21 protein-coding genes are annotated in these 22,217 nt (G+C 72.6%); 13 read left to right on the top strand and 8 right to left on the bottom strand.

The genetic code is table 11. From position 1 onward, the window contains the following. Positions 1 to 19: 19 nt before the first annotated feature. Entirely contained in the window at positions 20 to 421 is a 402-nt protein-coding gene (locus tag BJ999_RS29990; protein WP_179836366.1) for a PASTA domain-containing protein, read from the top strand. Positions 422 to 466: 45 nt separating this feature from the next. On the opposite strand, the gene BJ999_RS29985 is transcribed toward BJ999_RS29990, so the two are convergent. Next, the gene (locus tag BJ999_RS29985) at positions 467 to 1,213 is read right to left on the bottom strand and encodes a GntR family transcriptional regulator (RefSeq protein WP_179836365.1); all 747 of its coding nucleotides are present in this window, start codon (positions 1,211 to 1,213) and stop codon (positions 467 to 469) included. A gap of 123 nt (positions 1,214 to 1,336) precedes the next feature. Between BJ999_RS29985 and BJ999_RS29980 the strand changes: the two genes are divergently transcribed. The 4 genes from BJ999_RS29980 to BJ999_RS29965 all read left to right on the top strand — a co-directional run bounded on the left by BJ999_RS29980 (position 1,337) and on the right by BJ999_RS29965 (position 4,411). Continuing rightward, positions 1,337 to 1,723 (top strand): ATP-binding protein, encoded by a 387-nt coding sequence (locus BJ999_RS29980; protein ID WP_179836364.1) that lies wholly within the window; start codon positions 1,337 to 1,339, stop codon positions 1,721 to 1,723. Further along, entirely contained in the window at positions 1,720 to 2,301 is a 582-nt protein-coding gene (locus BJ999_RS29975; protein ID WP_179836363.1) for a hypothetical protein, read from the top strand. The genes BJ999_RS29980 and BJ999_RS29975 overlap by 4 nt, the downstream gene beginning before the upstream one ends. An 83-nt stretch (positions 2,302 to 2,384) precedes the next feature. After that, positions 2,385 to 2,897, top strand: coding sequence for a GNAT family N-acetyltransferase (locus BJ999_RS29970; protein WP_179836362.1), 513 nt, complete (start codon positions 2,385 to 2,387; stop codon positions 2,895 to 2,897). 332 nt (positions 2,898 to 3,229) lie between these two features. Next, the gene (locus tag BJ999_RS29965) at positions 3,230 to 4,411 is read left to right on the top strand and encodes a GNAT family N-acetyltransferase (RefSeq protein ID WP_179836361.1); all 1,182 of its coding nucleotides are present in this window, start codon (positions 3,230 to 3,232) and stop codon (positions 4,409 to 4,411) included. Between the two features lies 1 nt (position 4,412). Here the strand turns inward: BJ999_RS29965 and BJ999_RS29960 are convergent, their stop codons facing one another. Next, on the bottom strand, positions 4,413 to 5,444 hold the full coding sequence (locus BJ999_RS29960; protein WP_179836360.1) for a glycoside hydrolase domain-containing protein: 1,032 nt from the start codon (positions 5,442 to 5,444) through the stop codon (positions 4,413 to 4,415). A 218-nt stretch (positions 5,445 to 5,662) separates the two neighbouring features. Between BJ999_RS29960 and BJ999_RS29955 the strand changes: the two genes are divergently transcribed. After that, complete coding sequence (locus tag BJ999_RS29955) at positions 5,663 to 6,259, top strand: DUF11 domain-containing protein (protein ID WP_179836359.1); 597 nt, start codon at positions 5,663 to 5,665, stop codon at positions 6,257 to 6,259. A 58-nt stretch (positions 6,260 to 6,317) separates the two neighbouring features. Then, positions 6,318 to 7,244, top strand: a complete 927-nt coding sequence (locus BJ999_RS29950; RefSeq protein ID WP_179836358.1) for an LLM class F420-dependent oxidoreductase — start codon at positions 6,318 to 6,320, stop codon at positions 7,242 to 7,244. Positions 7,245 to 7,301: 57 nt separating this feature from the next. On the opposite strand, the gene BJ999_RS29945 is transcribed toward BJ999_RS29950, so the two are convergent. Beyond that, positions 7,302 to 9,008, bottom strand: a complete 1,707-nt coding sequence (locus tag BJ999_RS29945) for an MFS transporter (RefSeq protein ID WP_179836357.1) — start codon at positions 9,006 to 9,008, stop codon at positions 7,302 to 7,304. Between the two features lie 168 nt (positions 9,009 to 9,176). Here BJ999_RS29945 and BJ999_RS29940 point away from each other — a divergent pair, with 168 nt between their 5' ends. Further along, complete coding sequence (locus BJ999_RS29940) at positions 9,177 to 9,941, top strand: TetR/AcrR family transcriptional regulator C-terminal domain-containing protein (protein WP_229810127.1); 765 nt, start codon at positions 9,177 to 9,179, stop codon at positions 9,939 to 9,941. Here the strand turns inward: BJ999_RS29940 and BJ999_RS29935 are convergent. Beyond that, positions 9,938 to 10,768: a TIGR02452 family protein gene (locus BJ999_RS29935; RefSeq protein WP_179836356.1), complete on the bottom strand. Its 831-nt coding sequence runs from the start codon at positions 10,766 to 10,768 to the stop codon at positions 9,938 to 9,940. The genes BJ999_RS29940 and BJ999_RS29935 overlap by 4 nt on opposite strands. 107 nt (positions 10,769 to 10,875) lie before the next feature. On the opposite strand from BJ999_RS29935, the gene BJ999_RS29930 reads away from it, so the two are divergent. Both BJ999_RS29930 and BJ999_RS29925 read left to right on the top strand, forming a co-directional pair. Then, positions 10,876 to 12,306 (top strand): 3' terminal RNA ribose 2'-O-methyltransferase Hen1, encoded by a 1,431-nt coding sequence (locus tag BJ999_RS29930; protein ID WP_179836355.1) that lies wholly within the window; start codon positions 10,876 to 10,878, stop codon positions 12,304 to 12,306. Beyond that, entirely contained in the window at positions 12,303 to 14,858 is a 2,556-nt protein-coding gene (locus BJ999_RS29925) for a polynucleotide kinase-phosphatase (protein ID WP_179836354.1), read from the top strand. The genes BJ999_RS29930 and BJ999_RS29925 overlap by 4 nt, the downstream gene beginning before the upstream one ends. A 54-nt stretch (positions 14,859 to 14,912) precedes the next feature. Here the strand turns inward: BJ999_RS29925 and BJ999_RS29920 are convergent, their stop codons facing one another. The 4 genes from BJ999_RS29920 to BJ999_RS29905 all read right to left on the bottom strand — a co-directional run bounded on the left by BJ999_RS29920 (position 14,913) and on the right by BJ999_RS29905 (position 18,449). Next, a complete protein-coding gene (locus BJ999_RS29920) occupies positions 14,913 to 15,179 on the bottom strand; it encodes a TFIIB-type zinc ribbon-containing protein (RefSeq protein ID WP_179836353.1) in 267 nt (88 codons plus the stop codon). A gap of 67 nt (positions 15,180 to 15,246) precedes the next feature. Next, on the bottom strand, positions 15,247 to 16,146 hold the full coding sequence (locus BJ999_RS29915) for a phosphotransferase family protein (protein WP_179836352.1): 900 nt from the start codon (positions 16,144 to 16,146) through the stop codon (positions 15,247 to 15,249). A gap of 8 nt (positions 16,147 to 16,154) precedes the next feature. After that, positions 16,155 to 17,888 (bottom strand): AMP-binding protein, encoded by a 1,734-nt coding sequence (locus BJ999_RS29910; RefSeq protein WP_179836351.1) that lies wholly within the window; start codon positions 17,886 to 17,888, stop codon positions 16,155 to 16,157. Positions 17,889 to 17,969: 81 nt separating this feature from the next. Beyond that, entirely contained in the window at positions 17,970 to 18,449 is a 480-nt protein-coding gene (locus tag BJ999_RS29905; protein ID WP_179836350.1) for an Lrp/AsnC family transcriptional regulator, read from the bottom strand. Positions 18,450 to 18,554: 105 nt separating this feature from the next. Here BJ999_RS29905 and BJ999_RS29900 point away from each other — a divergent pair, with 105 nt between their 5' ends. The 3 genes from BJ999_RS29900 to BJ999_RS29890 all read left to right on the top strand — a co-directional run bounded on the left by BJ999_RS29900 (position 18,555) and on the right by BJ999_RS29890 (position 22,181). After that, complete coding sequence (locus BJ999_RS29900; protein WP_179836349.1) at positions 18,555 to 19,751, top strand: MFS transporter; 1,197 nt, start codon at positions 18,555 to 18,557, stop codon at positions 19,749 to 19,751. A gap of 388 nt (positions 19,752 to 20,139) precedes the next feature. Further along, complete coding sequence (gene manA, locus BJ999_RS29895) at positions 20,140 to 21,267, top strand: mannose-6-phosphate isomerase, class I (RefSeq protein ID WP_229810125.1); 1,128 nt, start codon at positions 20,140 to 20,142, stop codon at positions 21,265 to 21,267. After that, positions 21,264 to 22,181, top strand: a complete 918-nt coding sequence (locus BJ999_RS29890; protein ID WP_179836347.1) for an ROK family protein — start codon at positions 21,264 to 21,266, stop codon at positions 22,179 to 22,181. The genes manA and BJ999_RS29890 overlap by 4 nt, the downstream gene beginning before the upstream one ends. Positions 22,182 to 22,217: the final 36 nt, after the last annotated feature.

Here is a 22,217-nt window from a genome sequence, read left to right as displayed (position 1 = left end):
GATCACGACAGGACCGTCCATGCGCAGACTCACCATCCATGCCGCACTTCTCGCGGCCGCCCTGGCCCTCACCGCGTGCGGAGGCACCGCGGAGAATGCCGCCCCCGCCAAGACCGTGACCGTCGCACCGCCCAGCGCCACCGCGCCCGTGAGTACGCCGACCGTCTCCCCGAGCAGCACGAAAGTCCCGGCCGCGAAGAAGGTCCGCGTCCCGAACGTGGTCGGGAAGAACCACCAGACCGCTCAAAACATCATGCAGGCAGCCGGACTCTGGATGCTGCAGGAGGAGGACGCGACCGGACAGGGGCGAATGCTCATCCTGGACCGCAACTGGCAGGTGGTCCGCCAGAAGCCGAAGGCTGGGACGAGCGTGGCGCCGGAGGCGACGATCACCCTGTACTCGAAGAAGATCGGGGAGTAGCCCGGCACATCACCGCCCGTCGGCCAGCCGGTCGACGGGCGGTCGTCATTCCACCGGGAGGACGTACTCCGCCTCGTACCGGTCCGTGGGGACGATGATGTCGGCCGTCTCCACCGGACGCTCCGCCGTGCGATAGGTACGCCGGATCACCAGCACGACCGACCCGAGTGCCTCGCCGAGCAGCTCCGCCTCCGACTGCAGCACGGGCCGCGCCGTCACGACCTCCTGCACCGACTCGATGTGCTGCCCGATCGCCCGCATCCGCGCGACCACTCCGGCGCCGGCGTGCGGGCCTTCCTCCGGAAACATGATGGGTGTGCCGCCGGTGAGGGCGAGCGGCTCCCAGCTCGTGGACAGCATCACGGGTCGCTCGTCGGCCAGGAAGGTGTATCGGCTCGTCATGACCGGGTCACCCGCCGCGATGTCGAGCCGCTCGGCGATCTGTGGGGTGGCGGAGCCGGTCTCGGACGAGACGCGCCACGTGCCTTCGCGGCCCTGCCTGGCCATCTCTGACCGGAACGGCGAGCCGTCCCGGTCCGACGTGCCGTACCAGTAGCGGGCAAGGCGCTTCAGCTCCGGCTTGCGTCGCACGTACGTACCCGAGCCGGAGCGCGCTTCGAGGAAGCCCTCGGAGGTCAGCAGACGGACGGCGCCGATGGCGACCTGATCGGACACTTCGTACTGCTCACGGATCTGGGTTCGCGACAGAACCCGCTCACCCGGCGCGAGTCGACCGTCGATGATCTGCTGCCGTAGATCGTCGGCTATGCGCTGGTATGCGGGCTGGGTCACGGCGTCTCCGATTGCCGGGTGCGAGTGCTCGGACACAGCTTGACAACCTGTGCGCACTGCTTGCAAGCTGTGCGCACAGGTTGTTCCTGTGACGACACGATCACAGACCGTAGGAGGTTTTCCGTGGAGTGGAGCCAGACCTACCCCGGCTGCACGTCCATGGTGCCGGCCGCCCGGGCCTTCGTACGTGGGATGCTCGGCGACTCCCCGCGCCGGCACGACGCCGAACTCGTCACCGCCGAGCTCGTCGCCAACTCGCTGCGCCACACGCCGAGCGGCGACGGCGGCGAGGTCACCGTCACCGTGGCGGTGGCGCCCGGCCACGCCCGCATCGCCGTCCGCGACTCCGGCGACGGGACGCGCTGGCAGCCTCTCTCCGGCCTCCCGGTGGACGAGGACGACCACGGCCGCGGCCTGTTCATCGTCTTCGCCCACGCCGACAAGGTCGGCCACGACGCCGATGCCGACGGGCAAACCATGTGGGCCGAGCTGACCTGGAGCGAGCAATGAGCAACGTTCACGATCTCATGGCCGCGACGGCGGACGACATCGTCGACCAGCTTGCCGAGATGAGCAAGGAGTTCCCGAACTGGACGATCAAGCTGGTCGATTCCTTCGCCCCGTATCAGGCGGTCCGGGACGATACGGAGCCGATGATGCTGGGTGCGCGCTCCTGCGCGGGCTTGCGCGCCCTGCTGGAGAAGACCGACGTGGCCGGCCTCGCCGCATTGCGCGAGCACATGGCGGTCCGTGGGTTCGAGGCGGGGTTCGACGGCTCCAGCCTCACCGTGAAGGCGGCGCTCGACGGCGCCGGCGTGCCTCGCGCCGTGAAGATCACGTGCAAGGCGCGGGGAGACGACGGCGGACGGCTCTGGTTCTGGACGCACTGGGGAGACGCGCTGGCCGAGGCGGGCGACATCACCGGCGCGGAGGTCGCCCTCGTCGGCTGCTGGCAGCCCGACCATGAGCCGGGCCCACCCGCGCCACGGCCGGTCGAGCGGAAGTCGGCACAGTCCGGCCCGGCACATGCCCGCCAAGGCGAATCGGGCGGGCTGTTCGCACGGAGATCACCGGCATTTCTGGTATGACGAAACGCCCCCGCTTTCGGGAGGCCGGAAGGCGGGGGCGTTCGCACGGTCTTGCGGGTCGACGTCCGGAAAGGGCTTGGCAGATGGTCAGTATCCGAGAGTGCAGGGAGGAAGACCTTGAGCTGCTGGAGTCCCGGATCCCCTCGCCCGGCCGGACCAGGAGGCACGCGGCACGGTTCGAGCAGCAGCAGCGCGGTCTCACCACGTTCCTGATCGCCTGGGCCGAGACCGTTCCCGTCGGAACGGCGCAGATCCTGTGGCACGGCTGCGCCGCTCCCGAAGTGAGGCAGCGGCATCCGGATTGCCCCGAGCTCAACGGTCTGGGCGTCTGGCCGCCCGAACTGAGGTCCCAGGGCATCGGGCGCGCCATCATCGACGCGGCAGAAGCCCTCGTCCGCCAATGCGGCCACGACCGGATCGGGCTGGGTGTGGACGACGACAACCAGCGCGCAGCCGCTCTCTACCTGCGACTCGGCTACCAGGAAACCGGCTGCCGCTACTTCGACCGTTACCACTACATCGACGACCATGGGACCCGTCATGAAGTGGTCGATCCCGCGCGATTCCTGGTCAAGCGACTTGGCGGAGTCACGTGACATCCCACATCCGTGAAGTGCCGCGACGCTCGTACGCTGTCGGGCGGCCTCTCAGGCTGGTCGTAGGCAGAAGCGGTGTCCGGCTGGGCCTGCGTAGATCTGGCTGCTGTTGTGGGTCTCCGGCTGGACGTCGTCTGGGGGGCGCAGCCTGGTGCATCGGCTTCGGTCGCCATGCGGTCGGCGGTCGCGAGGTCGTCGACGGTGAAGTCGAGGTGCATCTGCTGGGAGGTGCCGTCCGGCCAGTTCGGGCCGGGGTCGGGTGTCCTGTCCGACTCCCGCGGTGCGCGGCTGACCTCGGATAATCGGTTGCGCCCACGGGTTAGCGTGGTTGTGTGATCGAGATCAGGGACGTGCCGGAGGCCGATGCCGGGCTGATGGTCGACTTCGCCGGGATGGTGTTCCACGTTCCCGTGGAGGAGATCGACCGCGAGCGGGACGGGTGGCCGGCCGTGCGTGCCGAGCGGATCGGCGCCTTCGACGGGGAGACCAAGGTCGGGCAGTTGGCGGCCCTGCCGATGCGGCTCGCGGTGCCGGGTGCGCTGCTCGACTGCTCGGCGGTCACGTTCGTCGGGGTGCTGCCCACGCACCGCCGCCGGGGGATCCTGACGTCCATGATGGACCGGATGGTCGCCGACGCGATCGCCGCGGGGCGTCCGGTGGCCGCGCTCTGGGCCTCCCAAGGCGCGATCTACGGCCGGTACGGGTTCGGTCTTGCCACGCGGGCGATCGGGCTGGAGGTCGACACGTCGCGGCCGCTGGAACTGCGCACGGCTCCGGATGACCGGCCGTTGCGGCTCGTCGAGGCCGGCTCCGCGTTCGAGGTGGTCGATCCGATCCACCGGCGGGCCCTGTCGGTGCGGCCGGGCGGGCTCGTCCGCGACCCCGAGTGGTGGGCCAAGGGGATCCTGCGGCCGGTCGACCGGGACGCCCCCGGGTACACCGCGCCGCGCATCGTCGTGCATCCTGCCGGATACGCGGTCTACCGTGTTCGGCCGGGGACCGTGAGGGTCGTCGACCTCGTCGCCGACACCCCGTCGGTCGAGGCGGCGCTCTGGGGGTTCCTGGCTTCGATCGACCTGACGTCCCGCGTCGAGGCGCCGGGCCGTCCGGTGGACGATCTTCTGCCGCACATGGTCGCCGACCCCGACAGGGTCACGATCAAGAGCGACTACGGCGCGCTCTGGCTCCGTCTGATCGACCTGCCGGCCGCTCTCCGGGCCCGGTCCTGGGCAGCGGAGGACGCCTTCGTCCTGGAGGTCGACGACCCTCGCATCCCGGCGAACGCGGGCCGCTGGCTGCTCAAGACCGGCGGGGCGCCTGTCTGCGACCCGGCCTCCGGGCCGCCGGACCTGAGTCTGAGCGCGGCCGACCTCGCGGCCGTCTACCTGGGCGGCCAGAGTCCGGTCACGCTGGTCCGGATCGGCGCCGTCGCCGAGCACACGCCCGGCGCGGCGGCCCGTCTGGAGGCCGCCTTGTCCGTCCCTCTGTCGCCCTACATCAACGACGACTTCTGAGTCAGCGCCAGAAGAAGACCTTGGCGCTGGCCTTGGCGATGGTCGCGGCGGCGGCGCCCTGGTGGAGCAGCTGGAAGCGCACGCGCTTGCCCGCCTCGACGGTGTCGGCGGCGAGGCCGTAGACGAGGTTGGTGGTGTCGCCGACGGAGATGAAGTCCTGGACGGGGCCGACCTGGTAGTCGGAGGCGTTGCCGTCCGTCACCTCGATCACCCGGGCCTGGATGAGCGTGCCCGCGGGGACGCCGCTCAGCGCCGCGCTCACCGACAGGCTGTAGCGGGCCGATCCGGTCAGCAGGCTGGGGCCGCCCGGGTCGTTGTGCTGGTGCTCCTTGTCGGAGTACTCCTTGCTCCAGGTGACCTCGGTCCACTTGCCGGGAGGAAGCTCCTGGTGGTCGCCACCGGTGCCGACGGACACGTAGTCGGGCATGTCGTCCTCTCCCTGGGGCGAGACGCCGACGCGCCACTGCCCGTAGTCGCTCTTGACGCCGCGGTCGTAGTCGACGCCGACGCCGTTGATCGTGTGGTCGTTGGAGTACTGCTGGAGCTGGGCGCGGGCGTCCCACCTGCCGCCCGACCAGGCGTACGTCTGCCAGCCGAAGGTGATCTTCTTGGCGTCGAAGGCGCGCTTGACCGGGCCGTACCCGCCGTAGAGGCCGACCCGGCCGCGGCCGAGGACGCTCGCCGCGCCGTCCAGGTAGGCGTTGATCTCGTCCTGCTGCCCGGAGGTGGCGTCCCAGTCGGCGGCGAAGTAGACGGGCCGGTCGTCCGGCATGCCGCACGCCTCGGCCTGGGCGGCGGCGTCGCGGGCGTCGGCCGCGCCGGCGGACCGCCCGTCGAGAGGGCGCTTGGCGGTCGACTCCCACACGACGACCAGCCAGATGCCCGCGGCCGACAGCTCGTCGGCCTCCTTGCGGGTCAGGTTCTTGCCGGTCGTGTCGTGCGACAGGTAGCGGCACGCGAACTCGGCCCCGGCGCGTTCCAGCGCGGGCGCACCGGGGCGGCCCCACGCGTAGTCGACGCCGAAGACAGCCATGTCAGCTCCATGTGTCGGGGATTGTCACGGTCTTGGCGATTTAACAGGCTTTGTGCTTTGGGGCGCAGGAGATTGCGGAGGTTGACCGTCCTGAAGGGGTGGGCGGTCAAGAGTCGCCGTGTGTGACGACACGCCGACGCCGCGTTGGCGAGCGCGCCTCCTGATCACTAGAACGGACGGTGACCGGTAAGAAAACCGCAGGCCACGGGGGGTTCGTAGTGATCCGGACGTTGAGGGTGCAGGGCATGGTGCTGGCGCTCGCCGCACCGCTGCTGGGGGGCGTGCTCGCGCCGGCCGCGGCGCGGGCCGACGGTCCCGGCCCGAGGGCGAGACCCAAGCCGCACGGCGTGCACGCCGCGGGCGTGGCGCTTCGCACGAGCAGCCCCGCGAGCGCCGTGGTCCCGGGGCGCACCTACGAGTGGACGTTCAAGCTGACCGCCAGGGGGCCGCGGAAGTCCGGCAAGGCGGTGTTCAGGGCGAGGCTGCCGAGATCGCTGGCGTTCGTCTCGGGGAACAGGGACTGCGCGGCCGCGGGGTGGACGGTCGAATGCGACCTCGGCGCCGTGCGGAAGGGGCAGACGGTGACCGGCGCCCTCAAGGCCAAGGTGTCCAGGGGCGCCAGGCCCGGCCAGAAGATCCACCTGCGCGGGACGGTGAGGTGGGGGAGGGCGCACGCGTCCCGCACGTTCCCGGCCGTCCGCGTCGCCGGGGCCGCCCACCTCGGCCACTCCAAGGCGGCACCCAAGAAGCCGGCCGCGAAGAAGCCGGCCGCGAAGAAGCCGGCGGCGGTGCGGAGGATCTCTTCTGCGCGATGACACCGGCGGGCGTCGACCCGCCGCGCGACGGCCGCCGGGTTCGTACGAGGATGGGGACATGCGACTTCGAATCTTCACCGAGCCCCAGCAGGGGGCGACGTATGAGACACAGCTCGCCGTGGCCAGGGCGGCCGAGGACCTCGGCTTCGACGCGTTCTTCCGGTCCGACCACTTTCTCAAGATGGGGGACATGACGGGCGAGCCGGGCCCGACCGATTCCTGGATCACCCTGGGCGCGCTGGCCCGGGAGACGAGCCGGATCAGGCTCGGCACGCTGGTGACCGCCGGGACGTTCCGCTACCCGGGGCCGCTGGCGATCTCCGTCGCGCAGGTCGACCAGATGAGCGGCGGGCGCGTCGACCTGGGGCTCGGGACGGGGTGGTATGAGGAGGAGCACGCCGCCTACGGCATCCCGTTCCCGAGCCTGGGCGAGCGGTTCGAGCGGCTTGAGGAGCAGTTGCAGATCCTCACCGGGCTGTGGGGGACGCCGTCCGGCGAGACCTTCTCCTTCAGCGGGGAGCACTACACCCTGAGCGGGTCGCCCGCGCTGCCCAAGCCCGTGCGGCCGGGCGGTCCGCCGATCATCATCGGCGGGGCCGGGGCGAAGCGGACGCCGCGGCTCGCCGCGCGCTACGCCGACGAGTACAACGTGCCGTTCCACCAGCTCAAGGACACCGGCGGCGCGTTCGACCGGGTCCGCGCGGCGTGCGCGGAGGCGGGCCGGACCAGGCCGCTGGTGTACTCGGCCGCGCAGGTCGTCTGCTGCGGGCGGGACGAGGCGGAGGTGAAGCGGCGCGCCGACGCCATCGGGCGGAAGGTGCCCGAGCTGCGCGAGAACGGTCTGGCCGGGACTCCGCAGGAGCTGGTCGACAAGCTCGGCCGGTTCGGTGAGCTGGGCGCGGAGTGCCTCTACCTCCAGGTCCTCGACATGAGCGACCTGGATCACCTGGAGCTGCTGGCCTCCGAGGTGATGGGCAAGGTCTGACGACGAGACAGGGCCCGCGCCCGGGGAGCTCCCCTGGCGCGGGCCCTTTGCGTTACGTCAGGCGGCTTCCTCTTCCGGGCGCGCGTGCATCGGCAGCAGGAACGTCGCGAGGAAAGTCAGGCCGAGGAGCCCAACCTCGACCCACAGCGTGATCTTCATGGCGTCGCCGAACCCGACCTTGGCCGCGTGCTCCCCGGCCTCGGCGACCGCCTTCTGGACGGCCGGCGCCGACTGCGGCGCCGCGGTGACGGCGGCGACGGTGGCCTCTTCAAGCCGGTGGCAGGACGCGGGCACGGCGGCGGCGTCCTTTGCGGTGGCGCGGTCGCGGCCGCAGCCGCGCAGACCGTCCACGACGCGGTCGCGCTGCGGGGCCGGGACGGACGCGGCGGCGAGGTCGCGGCGCAGGGCGGCGGCGCCGTCGTCGGCGGCGGTCGCGACGTGCCCGCCGAGCAGCCCGAAGAAGACCGTGCCGAGGACGGCGGCGCCGAGCGCGCTGCCGAGCTGCTGGACGGCGGTGAGCGTGCCGCCCGCCGAGCCGGTCTCCTCGGGCTCGACGCCCGCGAGCACGGTGTCGAAGAAGGGCCCCATCAGCAGGCCCATGCCGATCCCGGTGACGGTCAGCGCGGGGACGAGCTGCCAGGGGGTGACGTCGATCCCGGCGTACCGGAGGGTGAAGTACAGCCCGGCGATCCCGGCGGCCATGATGACGGCGCCCGCGTGGATCACCTTGCGGCCGAGGCTCTGCACGGCCTGCATGACGCCGAACCCGATGACGATGCCGACCGACCACGGGATCTGCGCGAGGCCCGCCTTGAGCGGGGAGTAGCCCAGCCCGAGCTGGAAGAACAGCGCCAGCACCAGGCCGAGGCCGGCGACGCCGGAGAAGAACACCAGGCCGACGACGAGGCCGCCGGTGAAGCCCCGCTTGCGGAACAGGCTCGGCACGATCAGCGGGTCACCGCCGCGGCGCTGCTTGCGGGTCTCGTACCAGGCGAACGCGCCCCACACGACGAGGGAGGCGGCCATCATGGCGAACGTCCAGGCGGGCCAGTCGTGCTCGCGGCCCTGGACGAGGGGGTAGACCAGCAGCCCGGCGCCGAGGGAGGCCAGGGCGGCGCCGGTGAGGTCGAGGCGGGAGGCGTGCTCGGCGCGCCCTTCGGGCAGGAACTTCAGCCCGGCCAGCACGGCGGCGGCGCCCAGCGGCAGGTTGATCAGGAAGATCATCCGCCAGCCGGTGCCGAACAGGTCGGCGTCGATCAGCCAGCCGGCCAGCACCGGGCCGCCGACCGACGACAGCCCCATGACGGGCCCGAACATGGCGAACGCCGCGCCCATCTCCTTCGCCGAGAACATCTGCTTGATCATTCCGATGCCCTGCGGCAGCATCAGCGCGCCGAACAGGCCCTGCATGCCGCGGGCGCCGACCAGCATCCCGGGGGAGCCGGCGATGCCGCACAGCAGCGAGCCGACCGTGAAGCCGGCCGCGCCGATGAGGAACATCCGCTTGCGTCCGTAGAGGTCGCCGAGGCGGCCGCCGGTGATGAGCCCGACGGCCATGGCGAGGGTGTAGGCGGCGGCGAGCCACTGGATGGTGGCCGCCGACCCACCGAGCTCGGCGCGGATCGTGGGGGCCGCGATGGCCGTGATCAGGGCGTCCAGCATGTCCATGACCTCGCCGGCGAGGATCACGAACAGGGCGACCCAGCGCCAGCGGTAGCCGCCGTCAGCGGTGCCCCGGGCAGGGGAGGTCAGTGTGTCGGTCATGGTCACTCCGGGGGGAACAGTGTTCGTTGGTTACGAACAACGTTCTAAGGGCGAACGCTGTTCGTGTCAAGTACGATGTTCGTGTTTCGAAGAATTCTCTCCGCAGTAGAGAAGATATATCGCGATTCGCGATAGTCAAGATGTATCGCGAGATTGGGAGGTCCCGACGTGGCCGAAGCCGACCGAGGCGCACGCCCGGACATGCCGACGCCGCCCGGCCGCAGGCCGCGCAAGGCCGCGCCCGCCCGGCAGCCGCTCACGCAGGAGCTGGTCGTCGACACGGCGATCCGCGTCCTGGACGCCGAGGGGCTGGAGGCCGTCACCATGCGCCGCGTCGCCCAGGAGCTCGGCACGGGCCCGGCGTCCCTCTACGCCCACGTCTCGGGCAAGGAGGAACTGCGCGAGCTGATGCTCGACCGGGTGGCCGCCGAGATCCGGCTCCCCGTCCCGGACCCGGCGCGCTGGCAGGAGCAGCTGAAGGAGCTGGCGCGCGAGATCCGCCGCGTCTACACCTCGCACCGCGACATCGCGGTGGTGTCGATGGCGCTCATCCCCACCGGACCCCATCTGCTGGACGTCGCAGAGGCGCAGCTCGCCCTCATGCACGCCGGCGGCGTCCCGAAGCGGATCGCCGGGCTCGCCGTCAGCACCCTCGGCATGTTCCTCGACGCCGACGCCATCGAGGACACGCTTCACCACGCCAAGACGCCCGCTGGGGCGGGGGACCCGTGGACGTACTTCCAGGAGTACCTCAACCAGATCCGCGAGTACTTCGCCGCCCTGCCCAAGGACCGCTACCCGACGGTCTCCGGCATGGTGGACGAGCTCACCGCGGAGGACGGCGACGGGCGCTTCGAGTTCGGCCTCGACATGCTCGTCCGGGGGATCGCCTCGTACGCCGCGGAGGCGTCCCGCCCCGCGGGGGACGGCTAGGCGAAGGCGCGCTCGAAGGCCGCGTGCCTGGGAGCGCCTGCGGCGGTGTCCCAGACGGCGAAGACCACGTGCTCGAACCGGTCCGCGAACCCTCCGCCCGGACGCAGCGCTTCGGCGAACACTTCGGCGACCTCGGCCGGGTCGTTGCGGAACACTCCGCAGCCCCAGGCGCCGAGCACGAGCCGGGTGTGGCCGTTGGCCAGCGCCACGGCGAGGACCTTGCGCGCACGCAGCCGCAGCACCTCGGGAACCTGCCCGGCCTTGCCCGCGTCCCGGATCGCGCCGCGGTTCGGGGCGGGCGACGTCAGGAACGTGACGCCGTACGGTTCCTCCAGGAGCCGTCCGGAGTCCTCCCGGAACACCGGCACGTCCGGTGAGTAGATCATGTGGTCGCTGTAGAGGAGATCTCCCTGCGCGCGGTGGAAGTCGTAGTACTCCCTGGCCGAGAGCAGCGACTTGTACAGGCCCGACGAGCGCGCCAGCCCTTCCTCCTGGGCGTGGGCGCCGTTCAGGAAACCGCCGCCCGGGTTCTTCGCGGAGGCGAAGTTGAGCGCGAACGGGGTCGTCCCGGGGGCGCACAGCCGTCGCGCGGCGGCGAGCGTGGTCTCGCCGGTCACCTCGATCCGCGTCCGCGTGTCAGGGTCGGCCGGTGGGAGCCGCTTCAGCATCGTGTCCAGCTCGCCCGGCCGGTAGAGGACGGTGCGCCGGACGGCCTCGGCCAGGCCGTCCGCGATCGAGACGGCGCGGCCGGACGGCGCCGTGTAGTCGCCGCGTTCGAGGATGGCCACGGTCTCCTGCGCGGTCATGCGGCGGGGGTGTCTGCTCATGTCCCCCCGGATTCTGCTGGCCTGCCGACCCTGGGCGCAAACCGTTTAAGACCGGCGTTCCGGAAAAATGGATGGGGGCGTTCGGCGCGTTCGGCCACACTTGGGGCGTGCTTCTGACGATCACCACGACGATGAGCCAGGCGACCGACCTGGGGTTCCTCCTGCACAAGCATCCCGACCGGGTGCAGCGCTTCGAGCAGTCCTACGGCACGGCGCACGTCTTCTACCCGGACGCGGAGGAGCAGCGCTGCACGGCGGCCCTGCTGCTGGACGTCGACCCGGTCCAGCTCGTGCGCACGCGCGGCAGAGGCACGCCCGACTTCTCTCTCGGCCAGTACGTGAACGACCGTCCGTACGCGGCGTCGTCGCTCCTGGCGTCGGCCATGGCGAACGTGTTCCGCACCGCCATGCGCGGACGCTGCGACCTGCGTCCCGAGCTGGTGGAGACGCCCGTCCCGCTGGAAATCGTCCTTCCCGCGCTCCCGTGCCGGGGCGGGCCCGGCCAGGCCGAGCGCTTCTTCGCGCCGCTCGGCTGGGACGTGTCGGCCGCGCCCGTGCCGCTCGACCCGGACTTCCCCGAGTGGGGCGACTCCCGGTACGTGACGCTCACGCTGACCGGGACGCTGCGGCTCGCGGACGCCCTCAACCAGCTGTACGTGCTGCTGCCCGTCCTGGACGACGCCAAGCACTACTGGATGGCGCCCGACGAGGTCGACAAGCTGATCCGGGCGGGGGAGGGCTGGCTCGCCGCACACCCCGACCGCGGCGCCATCACGCGCCGGTACCTGGCCAACCGGCGCAGCCTCGTGCAGTCCGCGCTGGGCCGCCTCGCCGACGCCGAGGACGCGCCCGACGAGGAGCTCGACCCGGTGGAGGTCGAGGAGGAGGGGCCCGCCGCCGAGGAAGGCCAGGAGGCGGCGCCCGAAGAGGCGTCCGTCTCGCTCGCGGAACTGCGTCTCCGGTCGGTGGTGCAGGCGCTGCACGACGAGGACGCCCGCCGGGTCATCGACCTCGGCTGCGGCTCGGGGAAGCTGCTGGCGCGGCTGGCCAAGGACGAGTTCTTCAGCGAGATCTCCGGGTCGGACGTGTCGTACCGGGCCCTCGGCCACGCTTCGCGGCGCCTGCGCCTGGACAAGCAGCCGCGCCGCGAGAACGACCGCGTCCAGGACGTCTTCCAGGGCGCGCTGACCTATGCCGACGAACGGTTCCGCGGGTACGAGGCGGCCGTGCTGATGGAGGTCATCGAGCACGTCGACCCGCCGCGCCTCGGCGCCGTCGAGCGGGTCGTGTTCGGCCACGCCTCGCCCCGCGTGGTGGTCGTCACGACCCCGAACGCCGAGCACAACGTCCGCTACGAGGGGCTGGCCCCCGGGGCGATGCGCCACCCCGACCACCGTTTCGAATGGACGCGGCCGGAGTTCCGCGCCTGGGCGGACCGGGTCGCCGCCGAGCACGGCTACCGCGTCCGCCACGTGCCCGTGGGCGACGACGACCCCGAGGTCGGCGCGCCGACGCAGATGGGAGTGTTCACCCGATGACCGAGATCAGGGTTCCCGAGATGGGCCTTGTCGTGCTCGTCGGCGTGTCCGGATCGGGCAAGTCGCATTTCGCGCGCAAGCATTTCAAGGCGACGCAGGTGGTGTCGTCGGACTTCTGCCGCGGGGTCGTGTCGGACGACGAGAACGACCAGGCGGCCACCGGCGACGCGTTCGACCTGCTGCACTACATCGTGGGCAAGCGCCTGCGGCGCGGCCTGCTGACCGTGGTGGACGCGACCAACGTGCAGAGCAAGGCGCGGGAGTCGCTGCGCCGGCTGGCCAAGGAGCACGACGTCCTGTCGGTCGCGATCGTGCTGGACGTCACCGAGGGCCTCGCCGCCGAGCGCAACGCCGGTCGTCCGGACCGGGACCTCGCCCCGCACGTCATCCCGCGCCAGCGTCGCGAGCTGAGGCGCAGCATGAAGTCGCTGGGCCGCGAGTTCCGGCGCGTCCACGTCCTGACCGGTCCCGACGAGATCGACGCCGCGACGATCCGGTACGAGAAGGCGTGGAACGACAGGCGCGAGCTGACCGGCCCGTTCGACGTCATCGGCGACGTGCACGGCTGCCGCGCGGAGCTGGAGGACCTCCTCGCCGACCTCGGCTACGAGATCCTCCGGGACGCGCGGGGACGCGCAGTCGGCGCGAACCACCCCGGCGGGCGGTCCGCCGTCTTCGTCGGCGACCTGGTCGACCGCGGGCCCGACTCGCCGGGCGTGCTGCGCCTGGTGATGGGCATGGTGGCCGCCGGCGACGCCCTGTGCGTCTCGGGCAACCACGAGGCCAAGCTCGTCCGCGCCCTGCGCGGGCGCAAGGTGCGCCTGGCGCACGGGCTCGCCGAGTCGATGGAGCAGCTCGCCGCCGAGGACGAGGGCTTCCGCGACGGCGCGCTGCGGTTCATGGACGGCCTCATCAGCCACTACGTCCTGGACGGCGGACGCCTGGTCGTGGCCCACGCCGGACTCAAGGAGGACTACCACGGCCGCGCGTCCGGACGGGTCCGCTCGTTCGCGCTCTACGGCGACACGACCGGGGAGACCGACGAGTACGGCCTGCCGGTGCGTTACCCGTGGGCGCGCGACTACCGGGGCAAGGCGATGGTCGTGTACGGCCACACGCCCGTCCCGGAGGCGGAATGGGTGAACAACACCATCTGCCTGGACACCGGCGCGGTGTTCGGCGGGAAGCTGACCGCGCTGCGGTATCCGGAGCGCGAGCTGGTGTCGGTTCCGGCGCGGCAGGTCTGGTACGAGCCGACGCGTCCGCTGGAGGCGCCGGCCGGGGGGAGCGCGGGCGGCCACCGGGAGAACGACGTCCTCAACATCGGGGACGTCCTCGGGAACCAGGGCGTCGAGACCCGCCTGATGGGCCGCGTCTCGGTCCGGGAGGAGAACGCGCTGGCCGCGCTGGAGGTGATGAGCCGGTTCGCCGTGGACCCGCGCTGGCTCGTCTACCTGCCGCCCACCATGGCCCCCGCCGAGACGTCGTCCCTGCCGGGGTACCTGGAGCATCCGGCCGAGGCCCTCGCCGCGTACCGGGGCAAGGGCGTCCTGCGCGCGGTGTGCGAGGAGAAGCACATGGGCTCGCGCGCCGTGGCGGTCGTGTGCCGCGACGCCTCGGTGGCCGTGGAGCGCTTCGGCGTGGACGACGGGACGACCGGCGCCGTCTACACGCGCACCGGGCGCTCCTTCTTCCGCGACCCGTCCCGCACGGCCGAGGTCCTGGACCGGCTGCGCGCCGCCATCGGCGCGGCGGGACTCTGGGACGAACTGGACACCGGCTGGCTCGTCCTCGACGGCGAGCTGCTGCCGTGGTCGGCGAAGGCGATGGACCTCATCCGCACCCAGTACGCGGCGACCGGCGCGGCGGCCCGCGCGGCCCTGCCCGTGGCGGCCGACGTGCTCGCGCGGGCGGACGGGCGGGGGCTCGACCTCGGCGGCCTGCGCGAGCGCATCGACCGGCGGGCCGCGAACGCGTTCCGCTTCCGCGACGCGTACGCGCGCTACTGCTGGACGGTGGACGGGCTGGCCGGCGTGCGCTTCGCGCCGTTCCAGGTCCTCGCCGGGGAAGGCCGCTCCTGGGCGGTCCTGCGCGACCACGAGTGGCACATGTCCGTGGCCGAGCGGCTCGCGGAGGGCGACGCGAGCGGGCTCGTCCAGCGGACGGGGTCGATGACCGTCGACCTGGGGTCGCCGGAGTCGGAGGCCGCGGCCACCGAGTGGTGGGAGAAGCTCACCGCGGCGGGCGGCGAAGGCATGGTCGTCAAGCCGCTGGGGTCGCTTCCGGAGGACGCCAAGGTCCAGCCCGGGATCAAGTGCCGCGGACCGGAATACCTGCGCATCATCTACGGGCCCGACTACCGCGAGCCGGAGCACCTCGACCGGCTGCGCCGCAGGTCGCTCGGGCGCAAGCGGTCCCTGGCGATGCGGGAGCACGCGCTCGGCGCCGAGGCCCTCGACCGGCTCGCGGGCCGGGAGCCGCTGTGGCGCGTCCACCAGGCGGTCTTCGCCGTCCTGGCGCTGGAGTCCGAGCCGGTGGACCCGCGCCTCTGACCGGCCGCGCGCGCCACGGCCCGCCTCTCTCGGGGGCGGGCCGTGACCGCTCGGTCAGGTTGAGAAGAGCATGTGGAACACGCCGCCGCCGTGGTGCGGGCGGTGGTGACCGTGGTGATGGTGGTGGACCGACGCCCCCGGTGCTCCCCAGCCGGGCGCCGCGGCGGGCGGGGGCGCCGCCCGGTACTGCGACTCCATCTGGCCCAGGGCCTCAAGCTCGCCGTAGTCGAGGAAGATGCCCCGGCAGCTGTCACATTGCTCGATGTGGACGCCGCTGCGGGTGTAGGTCCGCATCACGCCACGACACTTAGGGCAGTGCATCGCCTTGTCGTCCTTCCGGTATGGATCCCCAGATAGAGGCTAAATGTAGGACAGGTTCGGCGCCACGTCATGCCGCGTCCCCCGCCGCGGATATTCTCACGCAGGCGTCGACCATCGCCTGCTCCGCACCGTCGAGTGGCCGATCCTTCCTCCCGGCGGATATGACGCACGTGGCCGCGATCTGGATCGCAAGACTTCGGGCGGGAACGTCCAGGGCCGTCCAAGGGTCGTCCTGCGCGGGCACGGCCGGGCCGCCGGCCTCCCTGTACGCGCCCAGGAAACGCTCCCAGTCCCGCGGTGGGAGGACCCCGGCGGAGTAGAGCGCCGCAGGCCGCGCGAGGTCCCATGCGGGGTCGCCCCTGCCGAGGTCCTCGATGTCGATGAGCCGCCATCGCCCGCCCGGCGCGCGGACCATCTGCCCCAGATGCCAGTCGCCGTGGATGAGGCGGCGGCTTCGTCCCGCGGGTTCCTCCTCCTCGCCGCGAATCCAGGCCGGGAGAGTGGTGAACGCGCGCCGCACCGCGTCCTCGGCGGGGCCGTCCTCCAAGCGGGAGACCAGGCGCGCCACCCGTGCCGGACGTCCCCACGACGGTGCGTCGGCCGGGACGGGTGCCGAGTGCAGGGCGGCCAGAAGCCGGGCGCCTTCCTCCCAGGGGAGTTCCTGGGCCGGATCCACGGGCTCACCGAACGTCGCGAGCGTGACCGTGCGGCCGTCCACGGTGAGCGGGGGCCCCAGGGCGCCGATGACCAGATCGGGCAGCGCGCCCGCCAGCCGTATCCGTTCGAGGAAGGGGGCTCCGTGCTCCCGGTCGGCCTGGTGTGCCTTCACGACCACGTCGCCGACGCGGACGACGAGCACGCCGTGCCGGTCGTACAGGGTCTCAGGCGGTCCGTCCTGCGTGGCCCTCTGACGCCCGATCTGCGCGAGCCGCGTGAAGAGCCCTGGCTGGACGGTCTCGGTGTGCACCCGACCAGTCAACCACTCCGTGCCGGGCCCATCCGCTCCGCGGCCGAGGCGGCGAACTCGTCACGCAGCCGCTGCCGGACGACTTTGCCCAGCATGTTCCGGGGCAGCTCCGTCCGGGGCAGGAACTCGGAGGGCACCTTGTAGTGCGACAGATAGCGTTCGCAGTGCCGGCGCAGCTCTTCCGCCGAGAACGGGTAGGCGGGATGTTCCACCACGTGGGCGATGATGCGCTCGCCGCGCCGGGCGTCGGGCACGCCGACCACGGCGCAGTCGTGCACGGCGGAATGGCGGCGCAGCACCTTCTCCACCTCGGACGGGGACACGGTGAAGCCGCTCACTTTGATCATGTCTCGCTGGCGGTCCACGATGGTGATGAAACCCTTCTCGTCCATCACCCCTATGTCCCCGGTGCGAAGCCATCCCTTCGACAGGGTCTGCGCGGTGGCGAGCGGCGCGTTCCAGTAGCCCGCGAACACCTGTGGCCCGCGCACGACGACCTCCCCCGTCCCGCCCGGCGGCAGGACCTTCGTCGGCTCGTCCTGGTCGACGATGACGGCGTCGGTCATGGGCAGCGGCAGCCCGACCGTCAGGTTCCGCGCCCCGCCGCCCAGCGGGTTCGCGGTGACGGCCGGGGACGCCTCGGTCAGCCCGTAGCAGTTGATCAGCCCCCTGGCCCCGACCTTGGCGAGCCGGTCGATCGTGCTCTGCGACAACCCCATCGCCCCGGAGATGAAGATGCGCAGCGAGCGCAGGTCGTCCGGCCGGAAGCGCGGGCTGTCGAGCACCTGTTCGTACAGCGTCGACACCCCGGGGAAGATGGTCGGCCGGTACTTGCGGATCGCGCGGACCACGCGGTCGCCGTCGTAGCGGGGGAGCAGGACCACCGCCCCGGCCGTCAGCACGGGCGCGACCAGGCAGCTCATCAGGCCGAACGAGTGGAACAGCGGCAGGACCGCCAGCGTCACCTCTTCGCCGGGGCGCCCGTCGAGGTCCCACGCCTGCTGCTGGTAGGCGTTCGCGACGAGATTGCGGTGCGTCAGCATCGCGCCCTTGGGACGTCCCTCCGTCCCGCCGGTGTACACGATGGCCGCCAGATGCCTCGACGGGTCCAGGGGCAGTTGGCTCACGCGCTGCCTGGGCGCCTTCTGCAACTCCTTGAACGGGACGACGCCGGGGTCGTGCGGCACGTCCGCGGTGATGGCGGCGCGCCGCCGCTGCATCTGCACGAGCGGGAGCCGCAGGGCGATCCGCCTGGTGGCCGGGAGGAAGTCGGCCAGGGACGTCACGATGACGTGCTCCAGCCCCAGCCGGGCCCGCAGGGCCTTCACCGTCTTGTAGGAACGATCCAGCACGACGGCCACGCGCGCGCCGCAGTCCGCGAGCTGCCGGTGCATCTCCTCCTCGGTGTAGAGGGGGTTGTGCTGGACCGCGATCGCGCCCCTGCGCAGCACGCCGAAGAACGCGATGACCTGCTGCGGGCAGTTCGGGAGGATCAGCGCCACCCGGTCGCCGGGCTGCACTCCCAGCCGGTGCAGGCCGTCGGCGAACCGGTCCACGGCCTCGCGCAGGTCGCGGTAGCAGATCCGCCGGCCGAAGAAGATCAGCGCATGGTTGCGCGGGTACCGGTCCGCGGCGTCGTCGAGCAGGCGCGTGACGGGGACGTCCGGGATGTCGAGCTCCCGGGGAACGCCCGGCTGATACCACTGCCGCCCGGACGAGGAGCGCAGTGACGAGTGCCACATAACGCCCGATTGAATCATCTCCGGCACCTTCGCGCGGCGCGAAGAAACGCGAATCCGCACGGGCGCCCGGGTCCGGGCGGCTCAGCGCGTCCAGCCCTCCGAGCGGGTGACCGTGCGGGTCCCGGGGGCGGGCGGCTCCACCGCGCGGCCCTCGTAGGCGGTCGACAGGACGATGTGCGAGTTCATCTCGCCGTGTTCCCCGAGGCGTTCCAGGAGCCCTTCCAGATGCGGCATCGAGGCGACCCGCACCTTCAGCATCGAGCACCAGTTGCCGCTCAGCTTGTGGACCTCGGTGACCTCGGGCAGGTCCTCGGCGGTGGACGTCTTGAGCAGGCAGCGGCCTAGGGCGCACCGCATCTGCACGAAGGCCGTCAGCGGCTGGCCGACCCTGGCCGGATCGACGCGCGCCTGGTAGCCGGTGATCACCCCGGACTCCTCAAGGCGCCGCACCCGCTCGGCGACCGCCGGGGGCGACAGGTTCACCAGGGCCGCGAGCCGGTTGAACGACAGGCGGCCGTCCCGCTGGAGCTCGGTGAGGATGCTCCAGTCCGTCTGATCCATCTGGAAAGTCCTTTCGCGATCCCGCTTTGCAAACTATAAGCGGAAAGGGGGAGATGCCAGGGATCATCCATTCCGATCGAGAATCGACGTTTCTAGCGTTAAGGCATGGAGAAACGATCCCGGCCGATGGCGGCCCTCTGCTCGGGCGTCGCCCTGATGAACGCGTCCATGGCGGTGGCGAGCGCGACCGCGACCCTCGTCGCCGCGGACCGGCTCGGCGCCGCGTGGGGAGGCGTGCCGAACACCGCCGGCATCGTCGGGACGGGCGCCGGCGCCCTGGCGCTGACCCGGTTCGTGCGGACGAGCCGGCGCCGCGCCTTCGCCCTCGGCTACACCGCCGCGGCGGCCGGCGCCTGTCTGGCCGCCGCGGCGGTCGCGAACGGCGACGTCGCCGGGCTGTGCCTCGGGATGCTGCTGCTCGGCCTCGGCAACGCGGGGGCCCAGCTCTCGCGGTACGCGGCGGCCGACCTGCACCCGGCGGGACGGCGCGGCTTCGCCATCGGCCTCGTGGTGTGGTGCGCGGCGGCCGGTGCGGTCGGCGGGCCGCTGCTGCTCGACCCGTCCGGCGCGGCGGCCGCGGACGCCGGCCTCCCCGTGTTCACCGGCCCGTTCCTGCTGGCCGTCCTGACCTGCGCGGTCGCCGCCGGCGCCGCGACCGGCGGGCCGGGCGGCCGGGCGGGGACGCAGGGCTCGCCGCCGCCGCTGCGCCGGCTGGCCCGGACCCAGGCCGCCCGCTCCGCGCTGGCGGTGATGGTCACGGCCCAGGTCGTGATGGTCGCCGTCATGACGGCGGCGCCGCTGGACATGCACCTGCACGGCCACGGCCTCGGGATGGTCGGCATGACGCTGTCCGCGCACACGCTCGGCATGTTCGCCCTCTCGCCGCTGACGGGCCGGATGACCGACCGGTACGGCGCGCACCCGGTGATCCTCGCGGGCCTGGCCACCCTCGCCCTGTCCACGGCGCTCGCGGCGGTCGCGACCGGGTCGCCCGGGCGCGTCGCGGCGCTCTTCCTGCTCGGCTACGGCTGGAACCTGTGCTTCGTCGGCGGCAGCGCCCGCCTCGCCCGCGACCTGCCCGAGGCGGAACGCCCGCACGTCGAGGGGGCCGTCGACGCGGCCGTCTGGACGGTCGCCGCGGCCGCGAGCCTGCTGTCCACGGCCGTCCTGTCGGCGGGCGGGTACGCCGTCCTGGCCTGGGCGTCGTGCGCCGGGGCCCTCGCCGTCGCGGCCGGCCAGGCCCGCCGCCGCGCGCCCGGAGCGCGTCTGGAGCCCGCCGAGCGGGGGAGCGGACGGCCGTGACCGGGCTCAGATGCGGCCGGTGCCTCGGCAGACGTTGCATCGCTCGTGGGTGGCGGTGCTGGTTCCGGTGCCGTTGCAACCGGGGCACGACCGCGTCGCCGGTTTGTTGTGCTTGCCCAAGTCCGCCACCCCCGGGGGTTCATCCTAAGGGCTCGGCGGTCGCATGCCGTGCCCGCTTATCAGTTCGCCGACAGGGCGCTCCGGGTTCACCGGCCCGCGTCACCGCCCGCGCGCCCGGGACGCGGGTCCGACCCGCCCGCCGGCCGGAGAACGCCGCGGCGCGGTCGGCCCGAGTCGCGTTCGCCTTCGGCTCCGGCGCTTGTACGCTGTCCCTCACGCGCGCCGTCGTCCGGTCACGGTGCCCCGAGCAAGGAGATCGCGCAGGTTGGTGCCATTGCCGCTGACCACCGCGATCCGTCCCTACGACTGGGGATCGCGGACCGCCCTGGCCGAGCTGCTCGGCGTCGAGCCGACCGGGCGCCCGCAGGCCGAGCTGTGGGCGGGCGCACACCCCGGCGCCCCCTCCCGCGTCCACGGGACGCCCCTCGGCGTCCTCATCGACCGCGACCCGATCGGGATGCTCGGCGCCCCGTGCGTGGACCGGTTCGGGCCGACGCTGCCCTACCTGCTCAAGGTGCTGGCCGTCGAGAAGCCGCTGTCGCTCCAGGTGCATCCGACCATGGCGCAGGCCGAGGCCGGGTTCGCCCGCGAGGAGGCGCAGGGCATCCCCGTCGACGACCCCGCCCGCACGTACAAGGACCCCTTCCACAAGCCCGAGATGGTCTGCGCCCTCACCGAGTTCCACGGCCTGTGCGGCTTCCGCGACCCCGCCGAGACCGCCGGCCTGCTCGAAAGCCTGAAGGTCCCCGAACTGGACCCGTGGATCGGGACGCTCCGCGCCGAGCCGCCCGCCGAGGCACTGCGGACCGTCCTCACCCAGATGCTGGACGAGGGCTCCCGGCCCCTCCAGGCCGCGGTCGAACCGGCCCTGACCGGCGTCTACGCCGACATCGCCCGCGCCCACCCCGGCGACCCCGGGGTCCTCGCCGCGCTCCTGCTCGACCACGTCGAGCTCAAGCCCGGCCAGGCTCTCTTCCTGGACGCCGGAGTGCCCCACTCCTACCTGGGCGGCCTCGCGATCGAGGTCATGGCGAACTCCGACAACGTCGTGCGCTGCGGGCTCACCGCCAAGCACATCGACGTCCCCGAGCTGATGCGCGTCGTCGAGTTCGCCCCGTCCAGGCCCCACCGCGTGGAGCCCACGGCGGACTGCCGGTACCGCACGGCCGCCGAGGAGTTCACCCTCGTCCGCCACGACCTCGCGGAGGTCCCCGAGGACCTGCCCGCCGGCCTTCCGCAGACGCTCCTCTGCCTGGAGGGCGAGGCCCGCCTCACCGCGGAGCCGCCCCTGACGCTCGCCCGAGGCGAAGCCGCCTTCGTCCCCGCCGGCGCCCCGGCCACCCGCCTCACCGGACACGGCACGCTCTACCGCGTGCTCCCGGGGATCGGGTCATGACCGTCCTCGCCCTCGACATCGGCGGCACCAAGTTCGCCGTCGCCCGCGTCGGCGCCGCCGGTGAGCTGCTCGACCGCGCCGAGCACCCCGTCGGCCAGGCGCCCACCGCCACCCTGCGCGGCCTCGTCGCCGACTTCGCCGGACCCGGCCTGACCGGCGTCGGCATCGGCTCGGCCGGCCCGATCGACGCGGCCGCCGGCACCGTCAGCCCGATCAACATCCCCCGCTGGCGCGGCTACCGCCTCGTCGCCGCCGTCCAGCGCCTCGTCCCCGGGCTTCCCGTCACCCTCGCGGGCGACGCCCAGTGCATGGCGCTCGGCGAGTGGTGGCGCGGCGGCCACGGCTGCGGGTCCCTGCTCGGCGTCGTGGTGTCGACCGGCGTCGGAGGCGGCCTCGTCATCGACGGCCGCCCCTGGACGGGACGCACCGGCAACGCGGGCCACATCGGCCACGTCATCGTCGACCTCGACGGCGAGGCCTGCGTCTGCGGCGCCCGCGGCTGCCTGGAGACGATCGCCGGCGGCCCCAGCATGGTCCGCTGGGCGCTCGCCCAGGGCTGGACGCTCGCCCCCGCGACGGGCCGCCCCGACGCCCGTGCCCTGGCCGCCGCCGCCCGCGCCGGCGCCCCCATCCCGCTGGCGGCCTTCCAGCGCGCCGCCGGCGCCCTCGCCACCGCGATCGTCAACACCGCCTCCGTCCTCGACGTCCGCGACGTCGTCATCGGCGGCGGTGTGGCGGCCGCGGGCGATCTGCTCCTCGACCCCCTGCGCGCCGCGATCGCCGCCCGCGCCGGCATGCCGCACCTGCGCGACCTGCGCGTGTCCTCCACGACCCTGGAACGCGACGCCGGCCTCTACGGTGCCGCCGCCCTCGCCCTCCTCGCCTCCGGCGCACCTCTGCGCCCCGCCCCCTGAATCAGAGCCTCAACGCTTCCTTAAAGACGCCATAAG

Source organism: Actinomadura citrea, assembly GCF_013409045.1.
Taxonomy (GTDB): domain Bacteria; phylum Actinomycetota; class Actinomycetes; order Streptosporangiales; family Streptosporangiaceae; genus Spirillospora; species Spirillospora citrea.
The sequence above is the reverse complement of the archived record's forward strand: the minus strand, read 5'-3'. Positions and strand labels throughout refer to the sequence as shown.

Excerpts from the sequence above, each read along its gene's own strand:
- BJ999_RS29990 (WP_179836366.1), top strand. The coding sequence starts at position 20 with ATGCGCAGACTCACCATCCATGCCGCACTTCTCGCGGCCGCCCTGGCC.
- BJ999_RS29975 (WP_179836363.1), top strand. The coding sequence starts at position 1,720 with ATGAGCAACGTTCACGATCTCATGGCCGCGACGGCGGACGACATCGTC.
- BJ999_RS29970 (WP_179836362.1), top strand. The coding sequence starts at position 2,385 with ATGGTCAGTATCCGAGAGTGCAGGGAGGAAGACCTTGAGCTGCTGGAG.
- BJ999_RS29960 (WP_179836360.1), bottom strand. The coding sequence starts at position 5,444 with ATGGCTGTCTTCGGCGTCGACTACGCGTGGGGCCGCCCCGGTGCGCCC.
- BJ999_RS29950 (WP_179836358.1), top strand. The coding sequence starts at position 6,318 with ATGCGACTTCGAATCTTCACCGAGCCCCAGCAGGGGGCGACGTATGAG.
- BJ999_RS29945 (WP_179836357.1), bottom strand. The coding sequence starts at position 9,008 with ATGACCGACACACTGACCTCCCCTGCCCGGGGCACCGCTGACGGCGGC.
- BJ999_RS29935 (WP_179836356.1), bottom strand. The coding sequence starts at position 10,768 with ATGAGCAGACACCCCCGCCGCATGACCGCGCAGGAGACCGTGGCCATC.
- BJ999_RS29925 (WP_179836354.1), top strand. The coding sequence starts at position 12,303 with ATGACCGAGATCAGGGTTCCCGAGATGGGCCTTGTCGTGCTCGTCGGC.
- BJ999_RS29920 (WP_179836353.1), bottom strand. The coding sequence starts at position 15,179 with ATGCACTGCCCTAAGTGTCGTGGCGTGATGCGGACCTACACCCGCAGC.
- BJ999_RS29910 (WP_179836351.1), bottom strand. The coding sequence starts at position 17,888 with ATGTGGCACTCGTCACTGCGCTCCTCGTCCGGGCGGCAGTGGTATCAG.
- BJ999_RS29905 (WP_179836350.1), bottom strand. The coding sequence starts at position 18,449 with ATGGATCAGACGGACTGGAGCATCCTCACCGAGCTCCAGCGGGACGGC.
- BJ999_RS29900 (WP_179836349.1), top strand. The coding sequence starts at position 18,555 with ATGGAGAAACGATCCCGGCCGATGGCGGCCCTCTGCTCGGGCGTCGCC.
- BJ999_RS29890 (WP_179836347.1), top strand. The coding sequence starts at position 21,264 with ATGACCGTCCTCGCCCTCGACATCGGCGGCACCAAGTTCGCCGTCGCC.